Below are 22,893 nucleotides of genomic sequence, written 5' to 3'. Positions count from 1 at the left end.
GGGATCAGGCGTCTTCGCGCATCAGTTGTTCCACGGCATCCACCACATCCTGCACGGTGCGCACTGCGCGGAAGGTTTCCGGTTTAATTTTACGGCCGGTACGTTTTTGCAGATGAACCACCATATCGACGGCATCAATGCTGTCGAGTTCGAGATCTTCATACAGACGTGCCTCGGGATGGATATCCTCAGGCGCAATTTCAAACAGGCTGGTCAGCAGCGAAGCCACTTCCTGATAGATCTGTTCTTTGTTCATCATAAGGTTGTCTCCGCTTTCAGCCGCGCTGTTGGTTGACGAACGCAGCCAGCGTCGCAACAGAGAAAAAGTGGGCGCGCAGGGTTTCACTCTCAGCGGACAGCGCCACGCCGTAGCGATTTTTCACTGCCAGGCCAAGTTCCAGTGCATCAATCGAGTCCAGCCCCAGTCCGTCGCCAAACAGTGCAGCGTCGGTCTCTATATCATCGGGACTGAGATCTTCAAGGTTCAGCGTGTCGATAATCATCTGTTTGATATCGTTAATTAATGAATCCATACCGGTTTTCGTCTTACCTGTTCTGGGGGACCAGCGCCTGCTGTAAATGGCGGGTCAGGCGACGCGCGGCCAGCGGCTGCGCATCGGGATTGCTTTCACAAAACGACTGACTGTCGATTCGCGTTTGTACACGCACGGTAAACAGTGGTTTAACCGGCGGAATCTGATACCAGCGGCTCTGTTTATCGAGCATACGCTGGCTACAGGTGATGTGAACCACACGCAGATCGCATCCGGCGCGCACCGCAATATTGGCTGCCCCGCGCTGCAGAGTCAGTGGATGACCGTAGCGGGTGCGGGTGCCTTCCGGAAAGATCAGGATATTGTCGCCGCGCGCCAGTCGCTGCTGACTGTCCGGCAACAGCGTCTCCGCTTCACTGTTGATCAGATAGTCCGCGGCGCGGATCACCCCACGCATAAAGGGGTTCTTTTGCAGATCGGCTTTAACCAGACAATCCATCTCTGGCAGTACCGAAGCGATCATCACGTAGTCGATCAGTGATGGATGATTAGCGACAATCAGGCATCCGCGATCCTGTTGCAGCAGCTCTGCGCCTTCAATCCGGTAGTCATAGACCCCGGTCATCCGGCAGAATCGCAGAAAGCAACGGAAGCTAAAGGCGATAGCGCGTCGGGCCAGCAGGCGGCGGCGCAGCGAATCGCGCTGTACCAGCAGCAGCAGATTGAAGCCAATCAGCGACAGCAGCAGCCCGCCTATGCCAAACAGCGTAAAACTCACCGCCGTCATCACCAGCCGCCAGCAATAGTTCATGCGGCTGCCGGTGTAGTGCGCCGGTTGTGAACAATCAGCCATGATGTCTCTCCCAGTGCCATGTCAGGCGTTCGCCCGACAGGCTGAAGGAGGGCGATTCCGCCAGCCACTGCTGCAGAAAGCGCAGGCTCTGCGGTAACCCTGTTTCTGCCCTCTCCTCTCTGCCAGCACGGCCAGTGCAGTGCAGCTGGTCGCCCGGGCGCAGCAGCAGCGCCACCGCATAGGGAAAGTTCACACGCTGTTCCGGCAGCCACAGCAGATAGTAGTCAGGCACGATGCCGTCGAAATCGACCAGCAGTACCTGCTGATAACCCGCCTGATGCAGCGCGCTGACTTCGATCAATCCCTGCTGAAACGAGTCGACTCCGGCGGCGATTGAGGTGGAGACTAGTGGTGCTTTGGCTGCAATAGTCAGGCTGCCGACCGCCGAATTGTGAACCGACATGGCAAAATCCGTGGGTGACATAGACTGCTGATCGGCCAGGGTTGTGAGGATACGCAGATTACGTTCCAGTTCACCGTGACGACTGGTGAACACGATAGCGTCAACCTGCTGACGCGCAAGCAGCGCCAGCCCACACTCTACCGCCGCACGACTGCCGCCGCTCAGACGACGTGCTGTCATCATCGGTAAAAATTGCGGCTTTGCCATCGCCTCTTTAGGGTCTATGACGATGCCCTGTTGCGCCCAGTGCTGCCAGCCCTCGCCCCCGTGTAATCCCGGAGCCAGAGCCTGCCAGTCGACCAGTGAGTAAGCGAGTCTCATCTCAACACTCTTTTTGTCATATGTGTGGCGTCAGCGTTCATCGGGGCGTCACCCCAGCCCTCTGCAAAAAAAGTGCGTCCGGGAAACCCTCTGCCGATTCCGCATCAGGCCTTCACGGTAGAGGGTTACTCAGTGGTTCAGCAATAGCAGCTCATCTGATTTGTCGGCCGGCTGCCGGAGATCTTTTATGCTTTGATCGGCTGTCGACACATCATTGCGACAGCGCACGCATTACTGAGCGGCAAGAGCAGAGAGTCGTAACTGAATATCCTGATCGAGATTGGCAATCCAGCGGTTGTAGTTATTGTGGATCTCGCCCTGCCCCGCTTTCAGGTTCTCACTGCTGACATAATCGATGCGGTAGTTCTGGCTGGTATACGTGATGCGAATAGTCGCCACGAAATCACGCTGGGCCAGACGACCATTGATCACGCCAGGCGAAACGGGAGTCATGACCCATTTCCGGCCAATACCCGCTTCAATGATCGCCAGTTTCATCTGGTTGTCGCTGTAACGCTGAGTGAGCGTTTGATTCACGTTATGAATCGGCGCAGTGCGCGCACAGCCGGTTAATAACGCAGCGACCACGGCCAGTGCGAAAATAGTTTTTTTTATTCATGATGAATCCCTTCTTTTATTTTTATATCAGTAAGTTAAACGGATAATCCGTCTCGCGCAGGCTAAGCTTTCAGTGCGCTTTTCCATCTGGCTGGCTTAAAACCCGCGCATGATACCACCGAATGTAAAGACAGGTAAGCAGAAGTATGCATGGGTTTTAGGGGGTTATTTGGGGGGATTAAAGCGGGGGGATATGCGCAGTCGTCGCGACAGCGCAGAGGCCGATCCCGGCCGCAGAAACTCTGGCTGCGGCTGGATCGGTCTGGGGATTACTGTGTGGAGGCGGGTGTCCAGCCACCGCCCAGCGCGCGGTAGAGATCGATCTGCGCCAGCAGCAGGTTATTTTTGACAGTCACCCGATTCAGCTGCGTTGAAAACAGGGTGCGCTGCGCATCCAGTTCATCCAGATAGGAGGCGTAGCCGTTCTGATAGCGATTGCGGGCAATGCGCAGCGCTTCCGTCACATAGGCTTCCTGCTTTTGCAGCTCCTGAAGTTGTGCCTCACGCTGCCTGATAGCGTCTATTGCATCGTTAACTTCCGAGAAGGCGTTGCGCACCACTTTTTCATAGCCATAAAGTGCCTGATTTCGCGTCGCCATTGAGACATCCACCTGCGCCGTCAGCGCTTCACGGTTCAGCAGCGGTGCCAGAATGCTGCCGCCCACGCTCCACAGCCGGAACGGATCATCCGCGAGCTGGTGCAGCACCGAACTCTGCAGGGTGCCGGTCGCGGTGAGGTTAAGCCCAGGCAGCAGCTTAGCGTGCGACGATGCCAGGCTGGCATCTGCGGCCAGTAACTGGCGCTGAGCCTGCACAATATCCGGACGGCGATTGAGTAGCTCTGATGGCAGCAGTGACGGCATCCGCTGCGGTGCAATCTGGTCAAACTGCTGACGACGGGCGATGCTGCGCGGGTTCATACCCACCAGAAGACTCAGCGCATTCTCCTGCTGAGTGATCTGGTGCTGCAACTGGGGCATCTGCGCTTTGGCCGACTGATATTCCGAGGCGGCCTGCATCCACTCCAGCCTGGAAGTGTAGCCGGTTTCAAACTGACGCTGTGCCAGCTTCAGCGAATTGTTGCGGGTCGCCAGCGTTGCCTCCGTGACCCGTAACTGCTCATCCAGCGCGCACAGGTTGAGATAACCTGACGCCACCGAACTGGCGATGGTCAGCTCGGCGGCAGACGCAGCGGCCTGCTGCGCCGCTAAACTCGCCTGCGATGCGGTGATGCTACTGCTGCGTGCTCCCCAGAGATCGACCTCGTAGTTCGCTTGTAATAAGCCCTGAAAAATATCGGTTTCATAGGGCTGGCCCGTCACTGACGAGAGCGTACGCTCCCGGGTCGCGGCCACACCGGCGCTCAGGGTCGGAAAGTTATCGCCCTGCGTGGCGCGCAGCTGGGCGCGATACTGGTCAACCCGGGATCGCGCCGTGAGGATATCGGGGTTATTGCGCAGCGCCTGCGTCACCAGCCGGTTGAGATTTTCATCATGAAAAGCGCGCCACCACTCCGCCTCCGGTGCAGCAGATGGCCCGACACTATTGCGCCAGGCGTCAGGGATCGGCAGAGAGGCCGGTGCCTTTTCAACCTGCGTGGCACAGCCGGTCAGAAGGAGTGCCAGTGCGCTTACCATTAAGCCGCGCCGCATCATGGCGCACCCTCACCAGCGGGTTGTGCGGCGGTGTCGATGTTGACTTCGACCGACATACCCGGGCGTAACTGATGCATATCCTGGTCATTGATGCGGATGCGAACCGGAATGCGCTGCGCAATTTTAACGAAGTTACCGGTGGCGTTGTCGGGCGAAATCGCGCTGAACTCTGAGCCTGCGGCCGGAGAGATAAATTCAACCTGACCCGTAAAGCGTTTGCCATCCAGCGCATCGACCCGAATCGTCACCGGCAGGCCAGGACGAATATTTGCCAGCTGGGTCTCTTTCAGATTCGCGATAATCCATTTGTGATTAGGCACTACCGAGGTCAGGCGCGTACCTGCCGTGACATAGGCGCCGGTGCGCACCGCCAGCTGGCCGAGCTGGCCATCATCGGGCGCGGTAATCCGGGTATTCGCCAGATCGATTTCCGCCAGCTCCAGCGCGGCGCGGGCGCTGTCGACATCGCCTTTCAGTGCGTCACGGTTAACGATGACGGTTTGCAGATTCTGCTGGGCGACGGCGATCTGCGCCGCAGCCTGACGAACCTGTGCCTGCGCCTGGGCGTCTGCGGCCCGGGCGGCGTCGCGCTCACGCACTGACAGGGATCCATCCGCCGTGAGATTTTCGACACGCTTCAGATCGAAGCCGCTTTTCAGCGCCTGTGCTTTGGCATTCTCCAGTGCCGCTTTATTGCTCTGGATGGTCGCTTCTGCGCTGCGACGCTGCTGCAGGTTATTGTTCAGCGCCGCCTGCTTCATCGCCAGCTGCGCCTGCGCCTGATGCACCCGCTGGCGATAGATACGGTCGTCAATCGTCATCAGCAACTGCCCTTTTTTCACTGGCTGCAGATCGATCACTTCGACTGAGGTGAGATAGCCATTAACCTGCGGGCTGATAAAGGTCACCTGACCGCGCACATAGGCATTCTCGGTGCTTTGTATTGCGCTGGTGAAGGGCCAGAGTTGCCAGGCATAAAGAATAACCAGTACACCAATCACCACAATGCCGCTGCCTGCGGCGATAGAAAGAATACGGCGGCGATTCGCGCGTTCGCGTTCCGCCGCATGAAGCTCATCCTGCTGACTCATTGTTTCTCCGTTGATTCCTGTAATGCGGCCAGCTGTTGCTGCTCACGCAGGTTAAATTGCGCCTGGCGCCAGTCAAGATAACGACGACGGGTCAAACGCCAGATCACCCACATCAGGGTGACCAGTGCCAGCGCAGCGGTTAACAGGTAGGTGTCGTTATAAGCGAGCACGTTGGCCTGCAGCGTGGCGATTACCTGTAACTGGCTGGTGCTCTGCGCGCCGCGCAGAACGTCGTCACCCACCAGCGAATTAAACAGCGCATTATACTGGCTGAGCCGTTCGGTGACGTTGGGATCGAGCAGTGAGAGCTGATCGCCCAGCAGGCTGGAGTGATATTTTTCCCGCCAGACCTGAAACGTGCCAAGAATAGCCGAGCCGATCAGCCCGCCGAGGTTCTGACTCATGCCAAACAGCACCACGAAGCTCACCAGATTTTTCGGCTGAGTCACCACGCTGCCAATGCCCATCAGCATCGCGGGCGCCATGAAAAAGGCGCTGCTGAAGCCCAGCAGAAACTGGCTGAAATACATATTGCTGGCGCGGGTCAGTGGACTGGATTGCGCATCCATCAGCGAGGCGATAATCATCACTACCAGCGAGGTAACAATCGGCCAGTTGAGATGATTGGGCTTGATAGTCAGCGCACTGGCGGCGATGCCCGCAATAACCCCGGCCATGATCGCCAGCGCCAGACCGCGCATCTGATCGTTCTGCAAGCCAATCTGCTGCAGAAAGCCGATTGCACCGGTGTTCTGTTCCGCCAGTACGATACGGATCATGATCATCACAATGCCCAGCCGCACCATCATGCCGCTGCTGAGCCAGCGGGTATTGATCAGCGGGTTGCGCCGGTTATGCTCAATGACAATCGCAGCGACAATCAGCGTCAGGGCGATCGCGGTACAGATACCGAGCCAGGGCGTGGTAAACCACCACTCAATACGGCCCAGCGTCAGTACGCCGCACAGCAGCGCCATACCGGGTGCCAGCAGGATAAAGGTGACGAAATCCATCTTTTCAAAGGTTTTGATGCGATCGCCCGGTGGCAGTTTCACCAGCAGTACCCCGCCCAGCGCAATCAGCGCCAGGCCGAGTTCAAACAGATAGAGGCCGCGCCACTCGTTGAGCTGCAGCAATTCCGAAGAGAATAAGCGGGCCAGCGGGATAGCCAGTTGCGATACCGTCAGGCCAATCACCAGCGCTTTCAGCCGATGTTTCGCAGGCCAGGCCTGTACCTGATAGTAGATGCCCAGAGAGCTGAGCGCCGCAGCCACCATACCGTGAGCGGTGCGCACAATGATTGCCGAACTGAGATCGTTGGCGAAGAGATGGAAAAACGCCACCAGTACATACAGCACCAGAAACGCCTCGGTAAAGACACGCAGGCCAAACTGCTGGCGGAATTTGACCAGCAGCAGGTTAATAGAGATGTTGCCCATCACGTAGACCGCGGGCAGCCAGGCAATCTCATTCGACCAGGCACCAAAGGTACCCTGCAGGTTGACCAGATTCGCCGTGACCAGCGCGTTACTCAGCGCACCGGTCAGCGAGATAAGTAAACCGATCAGGCCAAACGCCAGGCGTTTTGGCATCGGATGCAGCGGCGTCGAGGGCGATCCCGGCAGCATCGGTTTTTCGTGCGGCAACCACTCGCGTGCAGCGTAGGGATTTCGCTTTGCCACTGCTACATACTTCCCATGCGGCTCAGGAGTTGTTGCAATACGCGCTCGGTCACGGCCAGATCCTGAGGGTCAATATCGGCCAGCATTTCAGTACGGAGTGCGTCAGCCTCGGTTTTCACTTTGGCGAACGCTTCGTTACCCTTATCAGTCAGCACCAGGTGACGCTTACGTCGATCTTCTGGCGGCTGTACCCGCATCAGCAGTGACTGTTTCACCAGCCGATCCACCAGCGGTACCATGCTGGCATCTTCCAGCCCCAGCAGCTGTGCCAGCTCGGTCTGGGTCATGCGTTGCGGCTCACTGGCAATCAGCCCGATGGCCATCCAGCTGCTCATGCTTAAGCCGCTATCTTTAAGGTGACGATCCACCGCCAGGCGCCAGGCATGTGCGGTCAGATGCAATAAGTGGGTAAAGGTACGCGTGTGCTGAGACAAATGTTAGCAGCCTAATAGTAAGAGTTCTAATTAAGTGGTGACGTTATTATACGCAAAGCGAAACGCCAATGAAAAGCGTCCGGTCTGTTAAAAATTAGTGGATCGCGGCAGAATGTCCAGAGGCCGCAACCGGGAGCCGGATAACATGAAACAGGCATCAGCAAACTGGGTCGATCTGCGCCGTGACGCCGTCAGCGGTATTGAGGCGCTACGCGCCCATTTTACCGGACACGCCTATGATCCTCACTGGCACGACAGTTATCTGATTGGCGTGACCGAGCGAGGTGTACAGCAGTTTCATTCGCGGCGCAAACAGCATCAGAGCCGACCAGGCACGGTCTTTATGCTGGAGCCGGAGGAGCTGCATGACGGTGATGCCATCAACGAAAGCGGTTTTACCTACCGGATGCTCTATCTTTCACCGCAGCAGATTGCGCAGCACCTGGCTCCGATGCTGGCTGATAAACCCTCACTGCGTGAGCTACGTTTTGCCGCCACGCTGCGCGACGAGCGTCCACTGGCTTATGCCGTCTGGCATGCGTTTGATGCGCTGTGGCACAACCATCCCGCCATCATCAAAGAGGCGGCGCTGGACCGGATGTTTGGTCAGCTCATCCCGCACCGGCAGTGGTCACTGCCCGCTCAGCCCCCGGATAAAGATGCGCGGCTGGCGCTGCAGGCGCGTGACTGGCTGATTGCCCATCATGCGGATAATCCCGGCTTGGAGCAGATGGCGCAGCACCTGCAGGTGGATCGCTTCCGGTTATCGCGCCTGTTCCAGGCTCACTGGGGTTTACCGCCCCACGCCTGGCTGGTGCAGTGGCGGCTGAGCCAGGCGCGTCGTCAGCTGGCGCAGGGCCAGCCCGTCGCCGATGTGGCAGCCGCGCTGGGTTTCGCCGATCAGAGTCACCTGGGCCGCTGGTTCAAACGCGCCTGCCAGCTTACCCCTTCCCGTTATCAGCACGCCTGCACAAATCTTCCAGACCTGGGTTAAGCCACTTGCCACAATGCGTTTTTTTAGTCAGGAGAAGCGCAATGCAAGACCCACGCTGTGTAATGATACTCAATGCCGCTCTGCCGCCTGGCAAAGCCACCAATGCTGCCGCCGTGATGGCATTAACCCTGGGACAGCGACATCCGGCGCTGATTGGCGACACCCTGGAGGATGCTGACAGGCGCCCTTCTCCCGGTTTGATCACTACCGGGATTCCGGTGCTGGCCGCGACTGATGAACAGCTCAGTGCATTGCGGGAACAGTGCGAACAGGCTGAATACGATCTGGTGCTGTTTCCGGAAGAGGGCCAGACCACTACCGATTATCAGGCGCTGAGCGCCGTCCTGCGACAGCAACCGCGTCAGCAGTGGCGCCTGCTGGGCGTCGCCATCGTCGGCGATAAAAAAAGCCCTGCGAAAGCTGACGGCAAAACTGGCGCTATTCAGCTAATCTTTTTGCGGGAAGCTGGTCATGGCTTCCTGTTTTTCCCCTCCCGCCCCTCGGCCCCGCCGTTTGTACAGGTTACTTGTACAGCTTTCGTTTCGGAATAGTCCTTATAAGCTGCTGATAAGTGTCAAATAGCACACTTTGTTAAAGAATCCGATTGTACAGATTGGGCTTCATTGTATAAGTTTACTGCCACGAGTTGTCATGCGACTCTGTAACGAATGATGCACTTGCGTCGCCTCTGAAGGTGTCAGTGGATTTCCACCTTCAGAGGTTATTTTTTCTGTTCAATTTGTGACACTGGTACCATCGCATCTGTCCATGCGGTGGTTTTTTTGATCGCTTTTGTCCTGACATCCGAACCGGAATCGGGCTGTTCTGAAGGGCTTACACATGCAATATATTCTTCCCCGGACCAATCAGGAAATTGCTGATTATTTTAATCCTGCCGCCAATAAACCCGCCAGCGAGATGGAGATGCTGGGTATCCTGGTTGCAGAAATTTTGCAGTCAGGCATGCCAGTGAACAATAAAGCGATTATCTCAAAGCTTATTCATCGGCTGGAGCTGGAAAGCGACAGGGAATTACTGGATATCTACCGACAGCTGCTTGAACTGGTGGTCCATAAAACCCCGGACGATTTTTCACTGTAGCATCGACTCCACGGAAGGAGTCATCTGCCTTTTTCTGGTATCTTCGCCAGTCGCCCGGTACTATCTGCCCCTCACTGTTTATCCTGATCTTCCCGCCCCTCGCGCGGGAGCAAAATAACTAAAGAGCCTGCAATCCTTTATGACTCAAACCAATGATATTGCCGCAACCGACGTTGTGGCGGGCGATATCAGTGTAGGGCGCGTTCTGCGTTCGCCTGCGCTGCTGACCCGCGAATGCCTGGCCGGGGTGATTACCGCGCTGGCGCTGATCCCTGAAGTGATCTCCTTTTCCGTTATTGCCGGTGTAGACCCTAAAGTCAGCCTCGTCGCCTCGGTGGTGCTCTGCCTGACCCTGTCGATACTGGGCGGACGTCCGGCGATGGTAACAGCGGCTGCGGGTTCAGTGGCGCTGGTTATCGGGCCGATGGTCCATCTGCATGGCGTTGAATATATTCTGCCCGCGGTGGTGATGGGCGGCGTCATTCAGATTCTGTTTGGTGTGGCCGGCCTGGCGCGCATGATGCGTTATATCCCCCCGCTCGGTGATGCTGGGATTTGTGAATGCGCTCGGGGTGCTGATTTTCTTTGCTCAGGTGCCGCACGTCTGGGGACAATCATCACTGGTGTGGATCTTCTTTGCCGTCACACTGGCTATCGTGCTGTTGTTGCCGCGTCTGATAAAAAGTGTTCCTTCACCGCTGGTTGCCATTGTGGTAGTGACTGCCGTCGCGCTGCTAATGGGCTATCGCATGCCGAACGTGGGCGATGAAGGGCCGATGAGTCCCGGTCTGCCCGGTTTTAACAGCCTGCTGGTGCCACTTAACCTGCAGACCCTGCAGATTATCTGGCCCACGGCCCTGAGCATCGCCTTTGTCGGGCTGATGGAGTCACTGCTGACCGCCAAACTGGTCGATGACCTGACCGATACCCCCTCCAGTAAGCGTCGTGAATCCTGGGGCCTGGGCGTGGCGAATATTCTGGCGGGTTTTTATGGCGGTATCGCCGGGTGCGCGATGATAGGTCAGACCATCGTCAATGTTGAACTGGGCCGGGCGCGCAGCCGGGTTTCCACCGTGGCCGCCGGTCTGGTGCTGCTGTTACTGGTGACCGGACTGAGCCGGATTATGGCGCAAATCCCGATGGTGGTACTGGCCGGGATCATGATGGTGGTGGCCGTGAAAACCGTTAACTGGCATAGCCTGCAACCCGCTACCCTGAAACGTATGCCGTGGTCAGAGACGCTGATTATGGTGCTGACGGTAGCGGTGACTGTCTGGACAGGTAATCTGGCACTGGGCGTTCTGGCTGGGGTAATCCTGGCTATGCTGCTGTTTGCCCGCCGTATTGCGCACGTTATTCATGCGGAGCGTCAGCTGAGCGAAGATGGCGAGTCGGTGCGCTATGTGGTGCGCGGCCCGCTGTTTTTCGCCAGCAGCAACGACCTGTTCGAGCATTTCGATTATGGCCATGACCCTAAAAAGGTCACTATCGATTTAACGCACGCGCAGATCTGGGATGCGTCCAGCGTCGCGGCGCTGGATGGCATTGAGTATCGCTATCAGCGTTATGGTGCAGAGGTGACCATTGAGGGGCTGGACCCACGCAGCACGGACTTCCATCAGCGTCTGACCGGTAATTTCGGCTAAAAACGCCGTTCTGCTGCCTCTCCGGCAGCAGAACTCACTCAGCCTGTTGCCGCCGCGCGCGGTAGCGTCCAACCATCGTAATCAGCGCCTGGTAGATTAAACCGGCGTAGAGACTTGTCAGAATCGCCAGACCAGGCTCTTTGCCCTGCTGATGCCATGACATAAACCACATGAATACGCCCCACAGTACAGAGAACACCAGCCACCCGCGGACGAACTTCATCATGCCATTCATAACGACTCCTCTTAAATGAAGCGCTACCTTAGCGCGCTCCGGCCTGAAACGCATTGTCAGCATGCACGAGTTGCGAGGCGTCTCAAATAATCGTCGACAATTTGCCATGCGTGTTGATGATTTAGCCCTGTCCAGGCGATTTTGTTGCGATTCTCTATACTCAACGTTCCGCTTACCTGATCGGGGAATTACGATGAAACGTACTGCTTATCTGTTATCCACACTGGCTATCCTCGCCACGCTTACGGCCTGTGCACCGCCGCCACCGGGCAGAGATGCCCCGCCACCGCCACCACCTGGCGGGCAGCAGCCGGTGGGCGCACCCGGCGGCAGCGGCCCGGCAGGACAACCGCAGGCCTGACATTATTCTGCCAGCCTGCGTTGCGGGCTGGTTAATGCCGGAAGGCGCAGCCGCAGGCTGACATCTCACCCGGCAGCACTTTGCCTGCGTGAGAGTGACGCCGCTGTAATTGCCCCTGCTCTTCAGCACTGCTGTTGCCTGCCTGCTGTCCCAGCCAGCGATCCAGCGCGCGGCCAGCGATCTGCCGGATGTCAGGTGACCAGCTGGTAAGATGCCAGGTTGAGCTGCGGGCTTCTTCACTATCGCCAAAACCTGCCACTGCCAGATGGATACCCTGACCAAAATCCCGAATCGCCTGCATTGCACCAAAGGCCATCAGATCGCTTTCACAGAAGAGTGCCTGGATACGCTCAGCAGCACGTGTCTTTTTCAGGTAAGACATCATCGCCTGATAAGCGCAGTCACGATTATCACTGCCCACAGTCAGTTCGGCGTTCAACGCCGTGCCCGACGCCAGTAGAGAGGCGCGATAGCCCTGTTTTTGCGCCAGTTCGCCTGGCTGAGCCTGCATAAAGCCAAACCGCTGATGCCCTTGTTTAAGCAATAATTCCGCTGTCACCTCACCCGCCCGCAGTGCATCCGCCTGCAGTTCAGGCTCAGCGTCAATCTGAAGCACTGGCAAATTGCAGGCATCAGTAACGCGGTTACCGGGGAGTAACAGCAAACCACGCAGCCCGAGTGGTGTAGCCTGCCGGATGAGTGCGGTCAGTGTGACGTCGGTTTCGGCACTCAGTAGCACCGAGATAACACCGCGCGCGTTAAGCTGGCGCATCACTTCGTCCAGCATTTTTTGTTGATACGGATTGAGCAACTGACTGGCGACAACACCGATAACCGGAGGGGCCGCCGGTTCAGTTAAGTCAGGTGTGGAAGGTGTAATCATTGGCATTAATTCTCTGCGACGGCAAACAATAGCCACCACAATACGGTAAACCACAACGTTTCAACAGGTTACAGAGTTCGACACAGGCCGCAAAAATGAGTGAAATCGGATGTAATTGGAATAGATCGGCAGAAACCCAAAAGGGATAAGGCTGGCGTTAACGTAGATGCAGGAGAGGGACCGGGCAGCAGGAGTTGAACCCGCATCGTCAACCCGTTAAGAGTTGCAGTAATACCTTTATACCATGCCCGAATGGCGTGCCTGGAAAAGCCGCGCTATGTGAACAAGAAGCGTAGTACGACTTTCTGACCAGGCAAGCGCAAGCGGCAGGTATTTTTGCAACCGTCGTATGAAATCAAAAAAAGAGGTGCTGCTGCCTGTAGGCATTGATTATTCAGCTAACCTTAAGTTTCAGGCAGCCTGTTCCGACCGGGACTTATGGCCAACATTTTGCAGAGGTCAAGACTATGCCGTCAGGACAATTTTACGTGGTTGATCAACCCGAACTGAATTTTACCGCCAATTATCATATTGATACGGTCAATGATAAACCCTATCCCTCGCGGATGGTACTGGAGATCCGGAAGCAGTCACAGCCAACCGACGCCTTTGATGATATCAGCATCGGCCATGAAGTGACCTTTGTCTCTTCCAGTGGTGAGGCGCAACGGATGGTGCTGGTGAGTGACACTGATGATGAGCTGGTATTCAGCTCCCGGGGCTGATGCCGGCTTATACCGCTAAACGGAGGTTGCAGTCGCCATATCCGCCAGATAGCAGGCACAAAAAAACCGCCCTTGGGCGGTTACGACATTACTGCATATTGCTTTTATTTTATTAGATTTTCTTCGGCAGAAATATGGTGCCCGGGGCGGGACTTGAACCCGCACAGCCTTACAGCCGAGGGATTTTAAATCCCTTGTGTCTACCGATTTCACCACCCGGGCAGGGTGTAACTGGAGGCGCGTCCCGGAGTCGAACCGAGGTACACGGATTTGCAATCCGCTGCATAGCCACTCTGCCAACGCGCCTTAAACTGATGTGCCGTCAGGTTAACCTGACCTGCGAATCTGGAGCGGGAAACGAGACTCGAACTCGCGACCCCGACCTTGGCAAGGTCGTGCTCTACCAACTGAGCTATTCCCGCAATTCAACAATTTCGTCGAACCTGCTGATTTTATTTATCTTCTGGCAGCCTGGCTGCCGTTCGATGCGATGCATTCTACTTAGATGACGCAATGAGTCAATAAAATTATCCTCACAGCGCGTCCGTTTGCTGCTTTTTAAATCGTATCGATCACGGTTCGAGCAGATCGCCGCGCGCGGCGCTTAAATACTGGAACATAGACCAGAAAGTCAGCACGGCAGCAATGTATAACGCCACCACACCAATCGCCACGACGGTAGCATCGGGACGCCACAGCAAGGCAAACAGTGAGAGCATCTGGGCAGTGGTTTTCACTTTACCAATCCAGGAAACCGACACGCTGCTGCGTTTACCAATCTCCGCCATCCATTCACGCAGCGCAGAGATAATGATCTCGCGTGCAATCATGGTGGCAGCGGGCAGCGTAATCCACCAGGCGTGGAAATATTCAGCCACCAGCACCAGCGCAATGGCCACCATCACTTTATCCGCTACCGGATCGAGAAACGCACCAAAGCGTGTTGTCTGCTTCCAGCGGCGCGCCAGAAAGCCATCAAACCAGTCGGTGATGGCAGCAAAAACAAAAATCAGTGCAGTCGCCAGCGGCGCCCAGGTGAACGGCAGATAGAAAGCCAGCACAAAGAACGGGATGAGCACGACTCGAAACAGGGTGAGACACGTCGGGATGTTTAATTGCATATGCCGGTAACTGTCTGGATATAGGTAGAATTTAGCCTATGTTCCTACATTGCCCACCCCGTTTCAATGCTAGTGTTTCAACGAGTAGTATATTTTTTCTGCCAGAGCATGTGAGATACCGGGTACATTGGCGATCTCCTCGACCGACGCGTTCATCAGCGGTTGCAGGCCCCCCCATGTACTTAAGCAGTTGCTGACGCCGTTTCGGCCCCACCCCTTCGATGCTTTCCAGTGCGCTGGTGTTCTTTACTTTGGCCCGTTTTTTACGGTGGCCTGAAATGGCATGATTGTGAGCGTCATCACGAATATGCTGGATCACATGCAGCGCTGGTGCATCGGGTGGCAGCGAAACGCCCTCACCTTCCGCTTCAAAGAACAGCGTCTCCAGTCCGGCTTTACGATCGCTGCCTTTCGCTACGCCGAGTAAAATCGGCCGGCTTTTGTCCCAGGGCACATCCAGTTCCGTGAAGACCTGCTTCGCCTGAGACAGCTGCCCCTTACCGCCATCGATCAGAATTACATCCGGGATCTTATCTTCTTCAATCGCTTTACCATAACGGCGGCGTAACACCTGATTCATGGCGGCATAGTCATCGCCCGGCGTAATGCCGCTGATGTTGTAGCGACGATAATCGGCACGCAGCGGACCATTCTGGTCGAACACCACGCAGGAGGCGATGGTCTGCTCACCCATGGTATGACTGATATCGAAACACTCCATGCGTTTAATTTTGTCCAGCTCAAGAAACTCCGCCAGCGCCATCAGCCGCTGATGAATTGTGGAGTGCTGTGACAGCCGCGTGGTTAACGCCGTCGCGGCGTTGGTGCGCGCCAGTTTGAGATAACGGGCGCGATCCCCGCGCGGCTTGCTCTGGATACTCACCCGACGTCCGGCCAGCTCACTGAGCGACTCTGCCAGCAGTTCACGCTCTGGCAAGGTAAAGTCCAGCAGAATATCGCCAGGCAGCGTACGTGCCTCACTCCCCTGCAGGTAGAACTGCCCGACAAAGGTCTGAACGACCTCAGCCAGATCGGTATCGACGGGCACTTTCGGGAAGTAGCTGCGGCTGCCTAACACTTTGCCCTGACGGATAAACAGCACGTGGAGACAGGCCATGCCCGCTTCATAAGCCACACCCATCACATCAAGGTCATCACCCTGATTCGAGACAAACTGCTTTTCGGTGATCCGTCGCACAGCCTGAATCTGATCGCGCAGGCGTGCCGCCTCTTCAAAGCGCAGGCCGATGCTCGCCTCTTCCATCCGTTTGACCAGTTGGTTGAGAACCTGATCGTCTTTCCCCGCCAGGAACAGGCGCACGTAATCGGTCTGCTGTGCATACTCCTCCTCACTGACCAGTCCCGCGACACAGGGACCCAGACAGCGACCAATCTGATATTGCAGACAGGGCCGGGAGCGATTGCGGTAGACACTGTTTTCGCACTGGCGGATAGGGAAAACTTTTTTGCAGCAGCCCCAGCGTTTCACGCACCGCATAGCCGTTGGGGAACGGGCCAAAGTATTCGCCTTTGGCATGCTTTGCACCACGGTGCATCGCCAGTCGCGGATGGGTATCGCTGCTAAGAAAGATGTAGGGGTAAGATTTATCGTCGCGCAGCAGCACGTTGTAGCGCGGCTGGTAGAGCTTGATGTAGTTATGCTCAAGCAGCAGCGCTTCGGTTTCGGTGTGGGTTACGGTGACATCGATGTGCTGGATATTACTAACCAGCGCTTCGGTTTTGCGGCTGCCGACCTGAGTGCGGAAGTAGCTGGTCAAACGCTTCTTCAGGTCTTTGGCTTTGCCCACATAGATGACGGTGCCTGAGGCGTCATACATGCGGTAAACACCGGGCTTGCTGGTTACCGTACTCAGAAAGGCTTTGGAATCAAAAACGTCATTCACTACTGATTAACGGCTCCGCATTATAGAGGCCATGTCGAATGGCCAGATGCGTTAACTCTACATCGCCACTGATATTCAGCTTGCTGAACATCCGGTAGCGGTAACTGTTAACGGTTTTAGGACTGAGATTTAACTGCTCGGAAATTTCCGTCACCTTTTGTCCACGGGTGATCATCAGCATAATCTGCAATTCCCTTTCCGACAAACAGCTGAAGGGGGGATTCCGCTTTTTGTGGCTCAATCTGGCTCAGCGCCATCTGCTGAGCGATATCTGAAGCGATGTAGCGCTGTCCGGCATTGACCGAGCGAATCGCATTGATCACCTCCTGCGGCGCAGCCTTTTACTGAGGTAGCCTGCAGCCCCCGCCTGCATCACTTTCGCAGGCAGCGGATTTTCCGTGTGAATGGTCAGCATGATGATTTTGATATCGGGATTGTAACGCACGATTTTGCGCGTCGCCTCCAGTCCACCGATGCCCGGCATGTTCATATCCATGAGGATCACATCAACCTGATTGGCACGGCACCACTTAGCGGCATCCTCGCCACAGTTGACCTCTCCGACCACGGCCAGACCTTTGACATCCTCCAGGATGCGACGGATTCCGGCACGGACAAGTTCATGGTCATCAACAAGAAGCACACTGATCAACGGGGAAACTCCAGAGGCTAAAAAAAGAGGAATCAATTAACGAATACAGGCGATAATCATACCCGCTTTTACCTCAAAAGCACATCAACAAAGCAAAACAGTCGACGCTTCGCATAACGATTTCCAGCCCCGTGCAGCCAGCAATAACAGAGATTTCTTACAACCGACAGGCGTACTGAATAATCCTTAAACTCTTACTATTTCATGGTATTAACACCAGACTTTGCTGTGCCTTATCGCTGCAGGCCCTTGTGATATCTGGCCCGGCAACACCTGTAATTACTTTCAGCGATTGATTAGTTGTACTGGACAAACCAGCTGTTTATAGCGAAGCGAACCGGCTGCTCCAGCAACTTACTGACCCTGTGATATACTCACGCACTGCTGTTCGGACAGATTGCCGACACATTGTCATTCACCAAGGAGAAACGCATGAGCGATGAAGATTTTGCAACTTCGCAGGAAGCCCGGAAATTAGCGGATGAAATCGCGGGTCTGAAGATGATGATCACCCTGATCCTGAAAGGTATGGGCCAGGCTGATGCCGGCAAAGTGATTATCAACATGGAACGCTATGTACAGACGCTGGGCGACAAGCCTCAGGCGGAAGTATTCAGCAATACCATTAAGCAGATCAAAACAGCCTACCGTCAGTAAGCTTGCTTGCCCCCACAGCCGCGGGGGCAAATTAATTAACTGTGCGCCTGCCAGTTAACCGAAACGCCCAGCGTAGGCAGTACCTCTTCCGGACTAAAGCGCCGCGTTCCCCGATACTTTTCAGCCAGCGCTGGCTGAACCACCGGAATACGGATCGCAAACAGATTATCTTCTGACAGAATAAGTCCCGGCGTCAGCGGCTCATACACCACCTGATGCTCTTCAAACATCTTCTCCAGCATCGGCGTTGCCGAACTGATGATGTATTCCATACCGTTCAATTCTGCCAGTTGCACGGCGTGCCAGAGAATATTCAGTGGCAGTTCAGCGTCCACATCCAGCCGTGCCGAGAAGCGCGACATTTCCCACACTTTCTCATGGCTGAAAGGCAGTACGATGCCTTCACTCAGTTCAGGTTCGAACCAGGGCATCAGACGCGCACAGCCGCTGATGCCCTCCCGCGCATTCCATGCGATCAGCCAGGTGACATCTGAACGATCGTAGCGATCATATTCCTGTCCTGGCGTGCTCAGGCGTGGCGGAATTGACCACCCTTCGCCGCGCGCAAAGACGCTGTATCGGTAGCTGCCGAGTTCGGCAAGCAAAGAGGATGGCATATCCTTTAATTGCGTTTGCACTATTTTCATCATGCGCCTCTGACATCCCCATGTTTGCAATGATTTCTTTGCGCCAGCCTGGCAAAGTCCCGGCGCAGGGTAGACAACAGACCTGTGCAAAGGAACGGCGAAATGTAGCCGTTGCTTTATGTTCAGATCAGTCCGATTGCCGCTGCATAGCAGGCAATCTGCGTTTTATTGGAAACATTGAAACGCTTTTGCATATTTTTTTGGTGAAAGTTAACGGTATGTTCAGAGATGGATAAAATAAGTGAAATTTCGACCGCCGTTTTTCCTTCGGCTGTCCATTTCAAAATTTCCAGCTCGCGCTGACTAAACTCTTTTTTTAGTACCATCATTGCATCATCGCTAAAGCGTTCCAGCGTATCCAGACTTAGTTCCGCTAAAAGGTGTAGTTTCACCTCCAGCTCAGCATGGCAGAGCTGGACAGAAATGGGCTGTTGCGACGATATAGATAATATACCAATGACGCGATTTGGTGCCATTGCAGAGCAAGAAAATCCGCTCTGCAGCCCATATTCTCTCGCCTCATGCCACAAATTGCCGGCGTCGGCGAAGAGTTCCTCCGTCCACGCCATGCCTTTGCCCGGTCGCTGACACAACCTGAGCACCGGATCGACAGCGTAATAATTCTGCTTCTCATAGCGTTTAACCCATAATCTGGGATAGGTGCTATGTAAATGAATGCGCGGTCGGTTAAAAGGCACCGGGTGCTGAATCAAAAAGGCAAAATAATCGAAGCCTAATGATTCAGTAAATTGTTGCAATAACGGCTTCAATTCAGAAGAAACCGTTAATGCCTGAAATTGTTCTTTCGCTTCATGTCGCCAGGCGAAATAATTTTCAGTGCTCATATTGCCTCAGCGTTAATTTCACTCGCCCTTCCGGTAATATTCATTCGGATTCATCGGATAAAATTAAATTTGCAGAAGAAAATTAATTTATCGTTCAGGACGAATCTGTCGCGATCTACAGCGCATTTAACCTTTCACCGTTGGAGCGGAGTGAAAAAGTGTTCCTGCCTTTACAAGGTGAGGCCGATCACAGCAATTTCAATCACCCCAGGAGAATAAGATTTTTCTGATAGGATTTCAATCCCTGACCTCCAGTGCAATTTTATTTCAGACCCGAAACGTCTGCTGAAAATATTGAATCGCGATGCTGATTGTTGGGTAAATAACGAGTAAACAAGGCGTTAATTACTCCGTTATAAGCGAAGCGGCAGTGACAAATTTCTGACATATTTTTTATCAGGAAATAAGCCCGGCTCTCTCTTTGCAGCATCAGGACCGGTTTCGTCAGACGACCCCTCAGCCCCTGTGGCGTCTGTTGAGGCAGCTAACCGGCATGCTGCCCGCGCCACGCGCTTGCCGGTGAAAGACCTGTCCCGGTTTTCCGTGGCAGCCCTGTAAGCGTAACGATGTGCTGTTTAATAAACCTTTTCTGGTCTCCCCTGCCCGACCATGCTCTGTGCCCGTCGATTCACATGCTGCTGTGGTTTATCGACTTATCTGACTGCGAATACCTGATCCAGGACAGCGCGTCCGTAAAGTCTCGTTTACTTACTCTGCTGTCTGACCGCAATACGTGGCGGAGATCACTATTTATGGCGTAATGCTCAACACTGACTCTATTTTAATCAGTTAAATCACTTTCCCGATAGTCACGCAACTAAATCATATGAAAATAAATTTGCAGGAAAAATCCGTTCTTTTCTCAATCACGCACGCTTTATTTATGCGATACCTTTCCCTTATTTCTGCCAGCGCAACCGTGAAATAATTTCATCATGCCGCCAGCAGGCGCTGAGCAAATGAGGCTGAGAATCTGCACAAGGGTTTTATCCCGCAGGCATCGTTTTATTCTTACAGATGGCCCTGAAATCGGCTTTTTTTATGCGCATCCTGACCTGTTGTCAGACTATTTCAGTAAGGGATCAGGTTCAGCAATGATAACTGGATGGGTTTTACTGGCACCATAAGAACATTTCTTAATCAAACACGGTATTAATCCTGTCTGATGATTTATCGGCAGTAGCCTGCACCACGCATACCCAGATGAAAATGTGAGGCGTGAGCGGCGTTATAGTCCGGCCCCAGCGCATTGCCGAATACCTCACAGCCGCCACGCCACAGCGTATGAAGCATTGCTGCTTTTTCTTCCGGCTGTTGCCAGTGACGATTGACCTCAAGCCGCTGGCCATCAGCCAGCTGAAAGCCTGTCACATCCCAGGCATCGGCGGTGGCATGTTCACTGAGCCGCCCCTGGGCACGATGATAAATATTACGGCAGGCGTAACTGCCGACATGCGTAATTCGTACCAGTGGACTGTGCATCTCTCTGGCGGTCTGTTCACGACTGCGCAGAGCATACATGGTGCTGGCGACGGCCATAGGACAGCTGGCCAGAAAGCTGCTGCTGAGGCTGACCGGGCCAAATTTCTGAACCCGCAGCGGATGACTGAGCGGACAGTGACCCGTGACGTCCGGACGCTCGCTGAAGCTGACCCAGCCCGCCTGTTGAGCGCGGCGCATCACCGCCAGACATGCGTCGGGATCGCTGGCCAGCCTTTTCATCTTAATCTGCGTCATCCAGCCCGGCGGATCGGTAACAGAGAGTGGCGTAAAGGGATTAAACTGCGGCGGCAGATGCTGCTTAAGCCAGGGTAAGCTGACCCATCCCAGCGCAAGCAATAGCAAAAACAGGATAATCGTGCGCATAGTCCCTCTCGCAGCATGATGATTAGCAAACAAAAAGTGTAGAAGCCCATCGCCCTTCACGCCGCCTGACTGACATAACGTGATGAATAATTACCCAGGCTGACGAAGGTTTGAACAAAATCGCGCTTTATTGCCGCTTCCGGGATGGCAGGCATCACAATTGGTAAAAAAGCGTTACCCGATTCCGGCTCTCTTCCTCTATCTTATGCCGACTTGCCCTCAGGCAGACGCCTTGACTAACAGCCAGCAGAGCTGAACACAACATCACGACAGGAAAGACAATTCTATGGTTGATCAATCTAAAGAAACCGCAAGCACCCACGAAACGCCCGATAAACTCCAGCGTAATCTGCACAATCGTCACATCCAGCTGATCGCCATTGGTGGCGCTATCGGTACCGGCCTGTTTATGGGCTCAGGTAAAACCATCAGCCTGGCTGGCCCCTCGATCATTTTCGTCTATATGATCATCGGTTTTATGCTGTTCTTTGTGATGCGCGCCATGGGGGAGCTGCTGCTCTCCAACCTTGAGTACAAATCCTTTAGCGATTTTGCCGCTGATCTGCTTGGCCCGTGGGCGGGCTACTTTACCGGCTGGACCTACTGGTTCTGTTGGGTGGTAACCGGCATTGCCGACGTGGTGGCAATCAGCGCCTATTTCCAGCTCTGGTTTCCGGGCTTCTCGATCTGGATGAGCGCGCTGCTCTGCGTGGTGGTTTTTCTGGCGCTCAATATTGCCACCGTCAAGCTGTTTGGCGAGATGGAGTTCTGGTTCGCGATCATTAAAATCGTCGCCATTGTGGCGCTGATCGTAACCGGGATTGTGTTGGTATCGATTCACTACCCCTCACCGGGCGGCGGCACAGCGTCACTCAGCAACATCTGGGATCACGGCGGCATGTTCCCGAAAGGCCTCAGCGGCTTCTTTGCCGGCTTCCAGATTGCGGTGTTTGCCTTTGTCGGCATTGAACTGGTGGGCACGGCAGCGGCTGAAACCCACAATCCGCATAAAGTGTTACCGCGCGCGATTAATGCGATTCCGTTGCGGGTCATTATGTTTTACGTGCTGGCGCTGATGGTGATTATGGCGGTAACGCCCTGGACCCAGGTGATGGCCGATCGCAGTCCGTTTGTTGAGATGTTCGTTCTGATTGGTCTGCCTGCGGCTGCGAGTATCGTTAACTTTGTGGTGCTGACTTCTGCCGCCTCCTCAGCCAACAGCGGCATCTTCTCCACCAGCCGTATGCTCTATGGCCTGTCGCAGCAGGGTGTGGCCAGCCGCGCCTTTGGCCGACTCTCTGCCCGTGCGGTGCCGACTACCGGCCTGTTTTTCTCCTGCCTGTGCCTGCTGATTGGTGTGGCGTTGATCTACCTGATCCCGGATGTAATGAAGGTCTTCACGCTGGTGACCACCGTCTCGGCCATTCTGTTTATGTTCGTCTGGACCATCATTCTGTGCAGCTATCTGGCCTACCGTAAAAAGCATCCGCAGCGCCATGCGGAGTCGGCATTTAAGATGCCGCTGGGCAAATTCATGTGCTGGGTCTGCATGGCATTCTTCGCATTTGTGCTGGTGCTGCTGACGCTGCAGGAAGATACGCGCCAGGCGCTGATGGTTACGCCACTCTGGTTTGCCCTGCTGGGTGTCGGCTGGATGCTGCGTAATCGTCGTAGCCGCTAATCGGTAATATCATGAACAAAGCCC

General features: G+C 55.0%; 24 protein-coding genes, 4 tRNA genes and 3 pseudogenes. 8 read left to right on the top strand and 23 right to left on the bottom strand.

Features of this window, described 5'->3' with window-relative positions; all coding sequences use genetic code 11:
* Positions 1-4: 4 nt before the first annotated feature.
* From JNO11_RS06680 to JNO11_RS06640, 9 genes are all read right to left on the bottom strand, one after another.
* Positions 5-259, bottom strand: a complete 255-nt coding sequence (locus JNO11_RS06680; RefSeq protein WP_010246453.1) for an acyl carrier protein — start codon at positions 257-259, stop codon at positions 5-7.
* Positions 260-275: 16 nt separating this feature from the next.
* Positions 276-533 carry a phosphopantetheine-binding protein gene (locus JNO11_RS06675; RefSeq protein WP_010669816.1) on the bottom strand — a complete coding sequence of 86 codons (258 nt, stop codon included), beginning with the start codon at positions 531-533 and terminating at the stop codon, positions 276-278.
* 13 nt (positions 534-546) lie between these two features.
* Positions 547-1,347, bottom strand: a complete 801-nt coding sequence (locus JNO11_RS06670; protein WP_022625895.1) for a lysophospholipid acyltransferase family protein — start codon at positions 1,345-1,347, stop codon at positions 547-549.
* A complete protein-coding gene (locus JNO11_RS06665; protein WP_325177092.1) occupies positions 1,340-2,071 on the bottom strand; it encodes a beta-ketoacyl synthase chain length factor in 732 nt (243 codons plus the stop codon). The genes JNO11_RS06670 and JNO11_RS06665 overlap by 8 nt, the downstream gene beginning before the upstream one ends.
* 231 nt (positions 2,072-2,302) lie before the next feature.
* On the bottom strand, positions 2,303-2,686 hold the full coding sequence (locus tag JNO11_RS06660) for a hypothetical protein (protein ID WP_325177649.1): 384 nt from the start codon (positions 2,684-2,686) through the stop codon (positions 2,303-2,305).
* Positions 2,687-2,958: 272 nt separating this feature from the next.
* Positions 2,959-4,341, bottom strand: coding sequence for an efflux transporter outer membrane subunit (locus JNO11_RS06655; RefSeq protein ID WP_050680309.1), 1,383 nt, complete (start codon positions 4,339-4,341; stop codon positions 2,959-2,961).
* Positions 4,341-5,435 (bottom strand): HlyD family secretion protein, encoded by a 1,095-nt coding sequence (locus JNO11_RS06650; RefSeq protein ID WP_050680302.1) that lies wholly within the window; start codon positions 5,433-5,435, stop codon positions 4,341-4,343. The genes JNO11_RS06655 and JNO11_RS06650 overlap by 1 nt, the downstream gene beginning before the upstream one ends.
* Positions 5,432-7,117 carry an MFS transporter gene (locus JNO11_RS06645; protein ID WP_029518976.1) on the bottom strand — a complete coding sequence of 562 codons (1,686 nt, stop codon included), beginning with the start codon at positions 7,115-7,117 and terminating at the stop codon, positions 5,432-5,434. Before JNO11_RS06645 ends, JNO11_RS06650 begins: the two co-directional genes overlap by 4 nt.
* A 2-nt stretch (positions 7,118-7,119) precedes the next feature.
* Positions 7,120-7,551 carry a MarR family transcriptional regulator gene (locus tag JNO11_RS06640; protein WP_010669811.1) on the bottom strand — a complete coding sequence of 144 codons (432 nt, stop codon included), beginning with the start codon at positions 7,549-7,551 and terminating at the stop codon, positions 7,120-7,122.
* A 145-nt stretch (positions 7,552-7,696) separates the two neighbouring features.
* On the opposite strand from JNO11_RS06640, the gene JNO11_RS06635 reads away from it, so the two are divergent.
* The 4 genes and pseudogenes from JNO11_RS06635 to JNO11_RS06620 all read left to right on the top strand — a co-directional run bounded on the left by JNO11_RS06635 (position 7,697) and on the right by JNO11_RS06620 (position 11,292).
* Complete coding sequence (locus JNO11_RS06635) at positions 7,697-8,545, top strand: AraC family transcriptional regulator (RefSeq protein WP_325177091.1); 849 nt, start codon at positions 7,697-7,699, stop codon at positions 8,543-8,545.
* A 41-nt stretch (positions 8,546-8,586) separates the two neighbouring features.
* Positions 8,587-8,995 (top strand): annotated as a pseudogene (locus JNO11_RS06630) (DUF2000 domain-containing protein).
* Between the two features lie 390 nt (positions 8,996-9,385).
* Complete coding sequence (locus JNO11_RS06625) at positions 9,386-9,646, top strand: biofilm/acid-resistance regulator YmgB/AriR (RefSeq protein WP_010246474.1); 261 nt, start codon at positions 9,386-9,388, stop codon at positions 9,644-9,646.
* A gap of 139 nt (positions 9,647-9,785) precedes the next feature.
* Positions 9,786-11,292: pseudogene (locus JNO11_RS06620) on the top strand (SulP family inorganic anion transporter).
* Between the two features lie 34 nt (positions 11,293-11,326).
* Here JNO11_RS06620 and JNO11_RS06615 read toward each other — a convergent pair.
* Positions 11,327-11,527 carry a DUF6404 family protein gene (locus JNO11_RS06615; protein ID WP_010669807.1) on the bottom strand — a complete coding sequence of 67 codons (201 nt, stop codon included), beginning with the start codon at positions 11,525-11,527 and terminating at the stop codon, positions 11,327-11,329.
* 193 nt (positions 11,528-11,720) lie between these two features.
* On the opposite strand from JNO11_RS06615, the gene JNO11_RS06610 reads away from it, so the two are divergent.
* On the top strand, positions 11,721-11,888 hold the full coding sequence (locus JNO11_RS06610; protein ID WP_010246480.1) for a hypothetical protein: 168 nt from the start codon (positions 11,721-11,723) through the stop codon (positions 11,886-11,888).
* Positions 11,889-11,919: 31 nt separating this feature from the next.
* On the opposite strand, the gene JNO11_RS06605 is transcribed toward JNO11_RS06610, so the two are convergent.
* Entirely contained in the window at positions 11,920-12,771 is an 852-nt protein-coding gene (locus JNO11_RS06605) for a substrate-binding domain-containing protein (RefSeq protein ID WP_033771398.1), read from the bottom strand.
* Positions 12,772-12,950: 179 nt separating this feature from the next.
* Positions 12,951-13,023 (bottom strand) — tRNA-OTHER (locus JNO11_RS06600).
* Positions 13,024-13,259: 236 nt separating this feature from the next.
* Here JNO11_RS06600 and JNO11_RS06595 point away from each other — a divergent pair.
* A complete protein-coding gene (locus JNO11_RS06595) occupies positions 13,260-13,496 on the top strand; it encodes a hypothetical protein (RefSeq protein ID WP_223565690.1) in 237 nt (78 codons plus the stop codon).
* A 135-nt stretch (positions 13,497-13,631) separates the two neighbouring features.
* Here JNO11_RS06595 and JNO11_RS06590 read toward each other — a convergent pair.
* The 8 genes and pseudogenes from JNO11_RS06590 to JNO11_RS24765 form a co-directional block, all read right to left on the bottom strand.
* Positions 13,632-13,718, bottom strand: a tRNA-Leu gene (locus JNO11_RS06590).
* A 10-nt stretch (positions 13,719-13,728) separates the two neighbouring features.
* Positions 13,729-13,802: transfer RNA gene (locus JNO11_RS06585), tRNA-Cys, on the bottom strand.
* A 40-nt stretch (positions 13,803-13,842) separates the two neighbouring features.
* Positions 13,843-13,918: transfer RNA gene (locus tag JNO11_RS06580), tRNA-Gly, on the bottom strand.
* A gap of 150 nt (positions 13,919-14,068) precedes the next feature.
* A complete protein-coding gene (gene pgsA, locus JNO11_RS06575; protein ID WP_325177090.1) occupies positions 14,069-14,617 on the bottom strand; it encodes a CDP-diacylglycerol--glycerol-3-phosphate 3-phosphatidyltransferase in 549 nt (182 codons plus the stop codon).
* Positions 14,618-14,686: 69 nt separating this feature from the next.
* Positions 14,687-16,521: pseudogene (gene uvrC, locus JNO11_RS06570) on the bottom strand (excinuclease ABC subunit UvrC).
* Entirely contained in the window at positions 16,514-16,696 is a 183-nt protein-coding gene (locus JNO11_RS24775; RefSeq protein WP_346267494.1) for a LuxR C-terminal-related transcriptional regulator, read from the bottom strand. The pseudogene uvrC and the gene JNO11_RS24775 overlap by 8 nt, the downstream one beginning before the upstream one ends.
* On the bottom strand, positions 16,638-16,844 hold the full coding sequence (locus JNO11_RS24770; protein ID WP_346267500.1) for a hypothetical protein: 207 nt from the start codon (positions 16,842-16,844) through the stop codon (positions 16,638-16,640). The genes JNO11_RS24775 and JNO11_RS24770 overlap by 59 nt, the downstream gene beginning before the upstream one ends.
* Positions 16,841-17,164, bottom strand: coding sequence for a response regulator (locus JNO11_RS24765; RefSeq protein WP_346267493.1), 324 nt, complete (start codon positions 17,162-17,164; stop codon positions 16,841-16,843). Before JNO11_RS24765 ends, JNO11_RS24770 begins: the two co-directional genes overlap by 4 nt.
* Positions 17,165-17,605: 441 nt before the next feature.
* On the opposite strand from JNO11_RS24765, the gene JNO11_RS06560 reads away from it, so the two are divergent.
* Positions 17,606-17,830, top strand: coding sequence for a DUF2594 family protein (locus tag JNO11_RS06560; protein WP_003849983.1), 225 nt, complete (start codon positions 17,606-17,608; stop codon positions 17,828-17,830).
* 35 nt (positions 17,831-17,865) lie between these two features.
* Here JNO11_RS06560 and JNO11_RS06555 read toward each other — a convergent pair whose 3' ends face one another.
* From JNO11_RS06555 to JNO11_RS06545, 3 genes are all read right to left on the bottom strand, one after another.
* The gene (locus tag JNO11_RS06555; RefSeq protein ID WP_029518973.1) at positions 17,866-18,477 is read right to left on the bottom strand and encodes an acyl-homoserine-lactone synthase; all 612 of its coding nucleotides are present in this window, start codon (positions 18,475-18,477) and stop codon (positions 17,866-17,868) included.
* A 122-nt stretch (positions 18,478-18,599) separates the two neighbouring features.
* Positions 18,600-19,322 (bottom strand): transcriptional regulator SdiA, encoded by a 723-nt coding sequence (sdiA, locus tag JNO11_RS06550; RefSeq protein WP_045140567.1) that lies wholly within the window; start codon positions 19,320-19,322, stop codon positions 18,600-18,602.
* Positions 19,323-20,492: 1,170 nt separating this feature from the next.
* A complete protein-coding gene (locus tag JNO11_RS06545) occupies positions 20,493-21,188 on the bottom strand; it encodes an extensin family protein (RefSeq protein WP_325177089.1) in 696 nt (231 codons plus the stop codon).
* 286 nt (positions 21,189-21,474) lie between these two features.
* Here JNO11_RS06545 and cycA point away from each other — a divergent pair, with 286 nt between their 5' ends.
* The gene (gene cycA, locus JNO11_RS06540) at positions 21,475-22,869 is read left to right on the top strand and encodes a D-serine/D-alanine/glycine transporter (RefSeq protein WP_022625909.1); all 1,395 of its coding nucleotides are present in this window, start codon (positions 21,475-21,477) and stop codon (positions 22,867-22,869) included.
* The last annotated feature ends 24 nt before the right edge of the window (positions 22,870-22,893 follow it).

The organism is Pantoea sp. 1B4, from assembly GCF_016925765.1.
Lineage (GTDB): Bacteria > Pseudomonadota > Gammaproteobacteria > Enterobacterales > Enterobacteriaceae > Pantoea > Pantoea agglomerans.
Note: the sequence above shows the minus strand (reverse complement) of the source record. Positions and strands in the feature narration are given on the sequence as shown.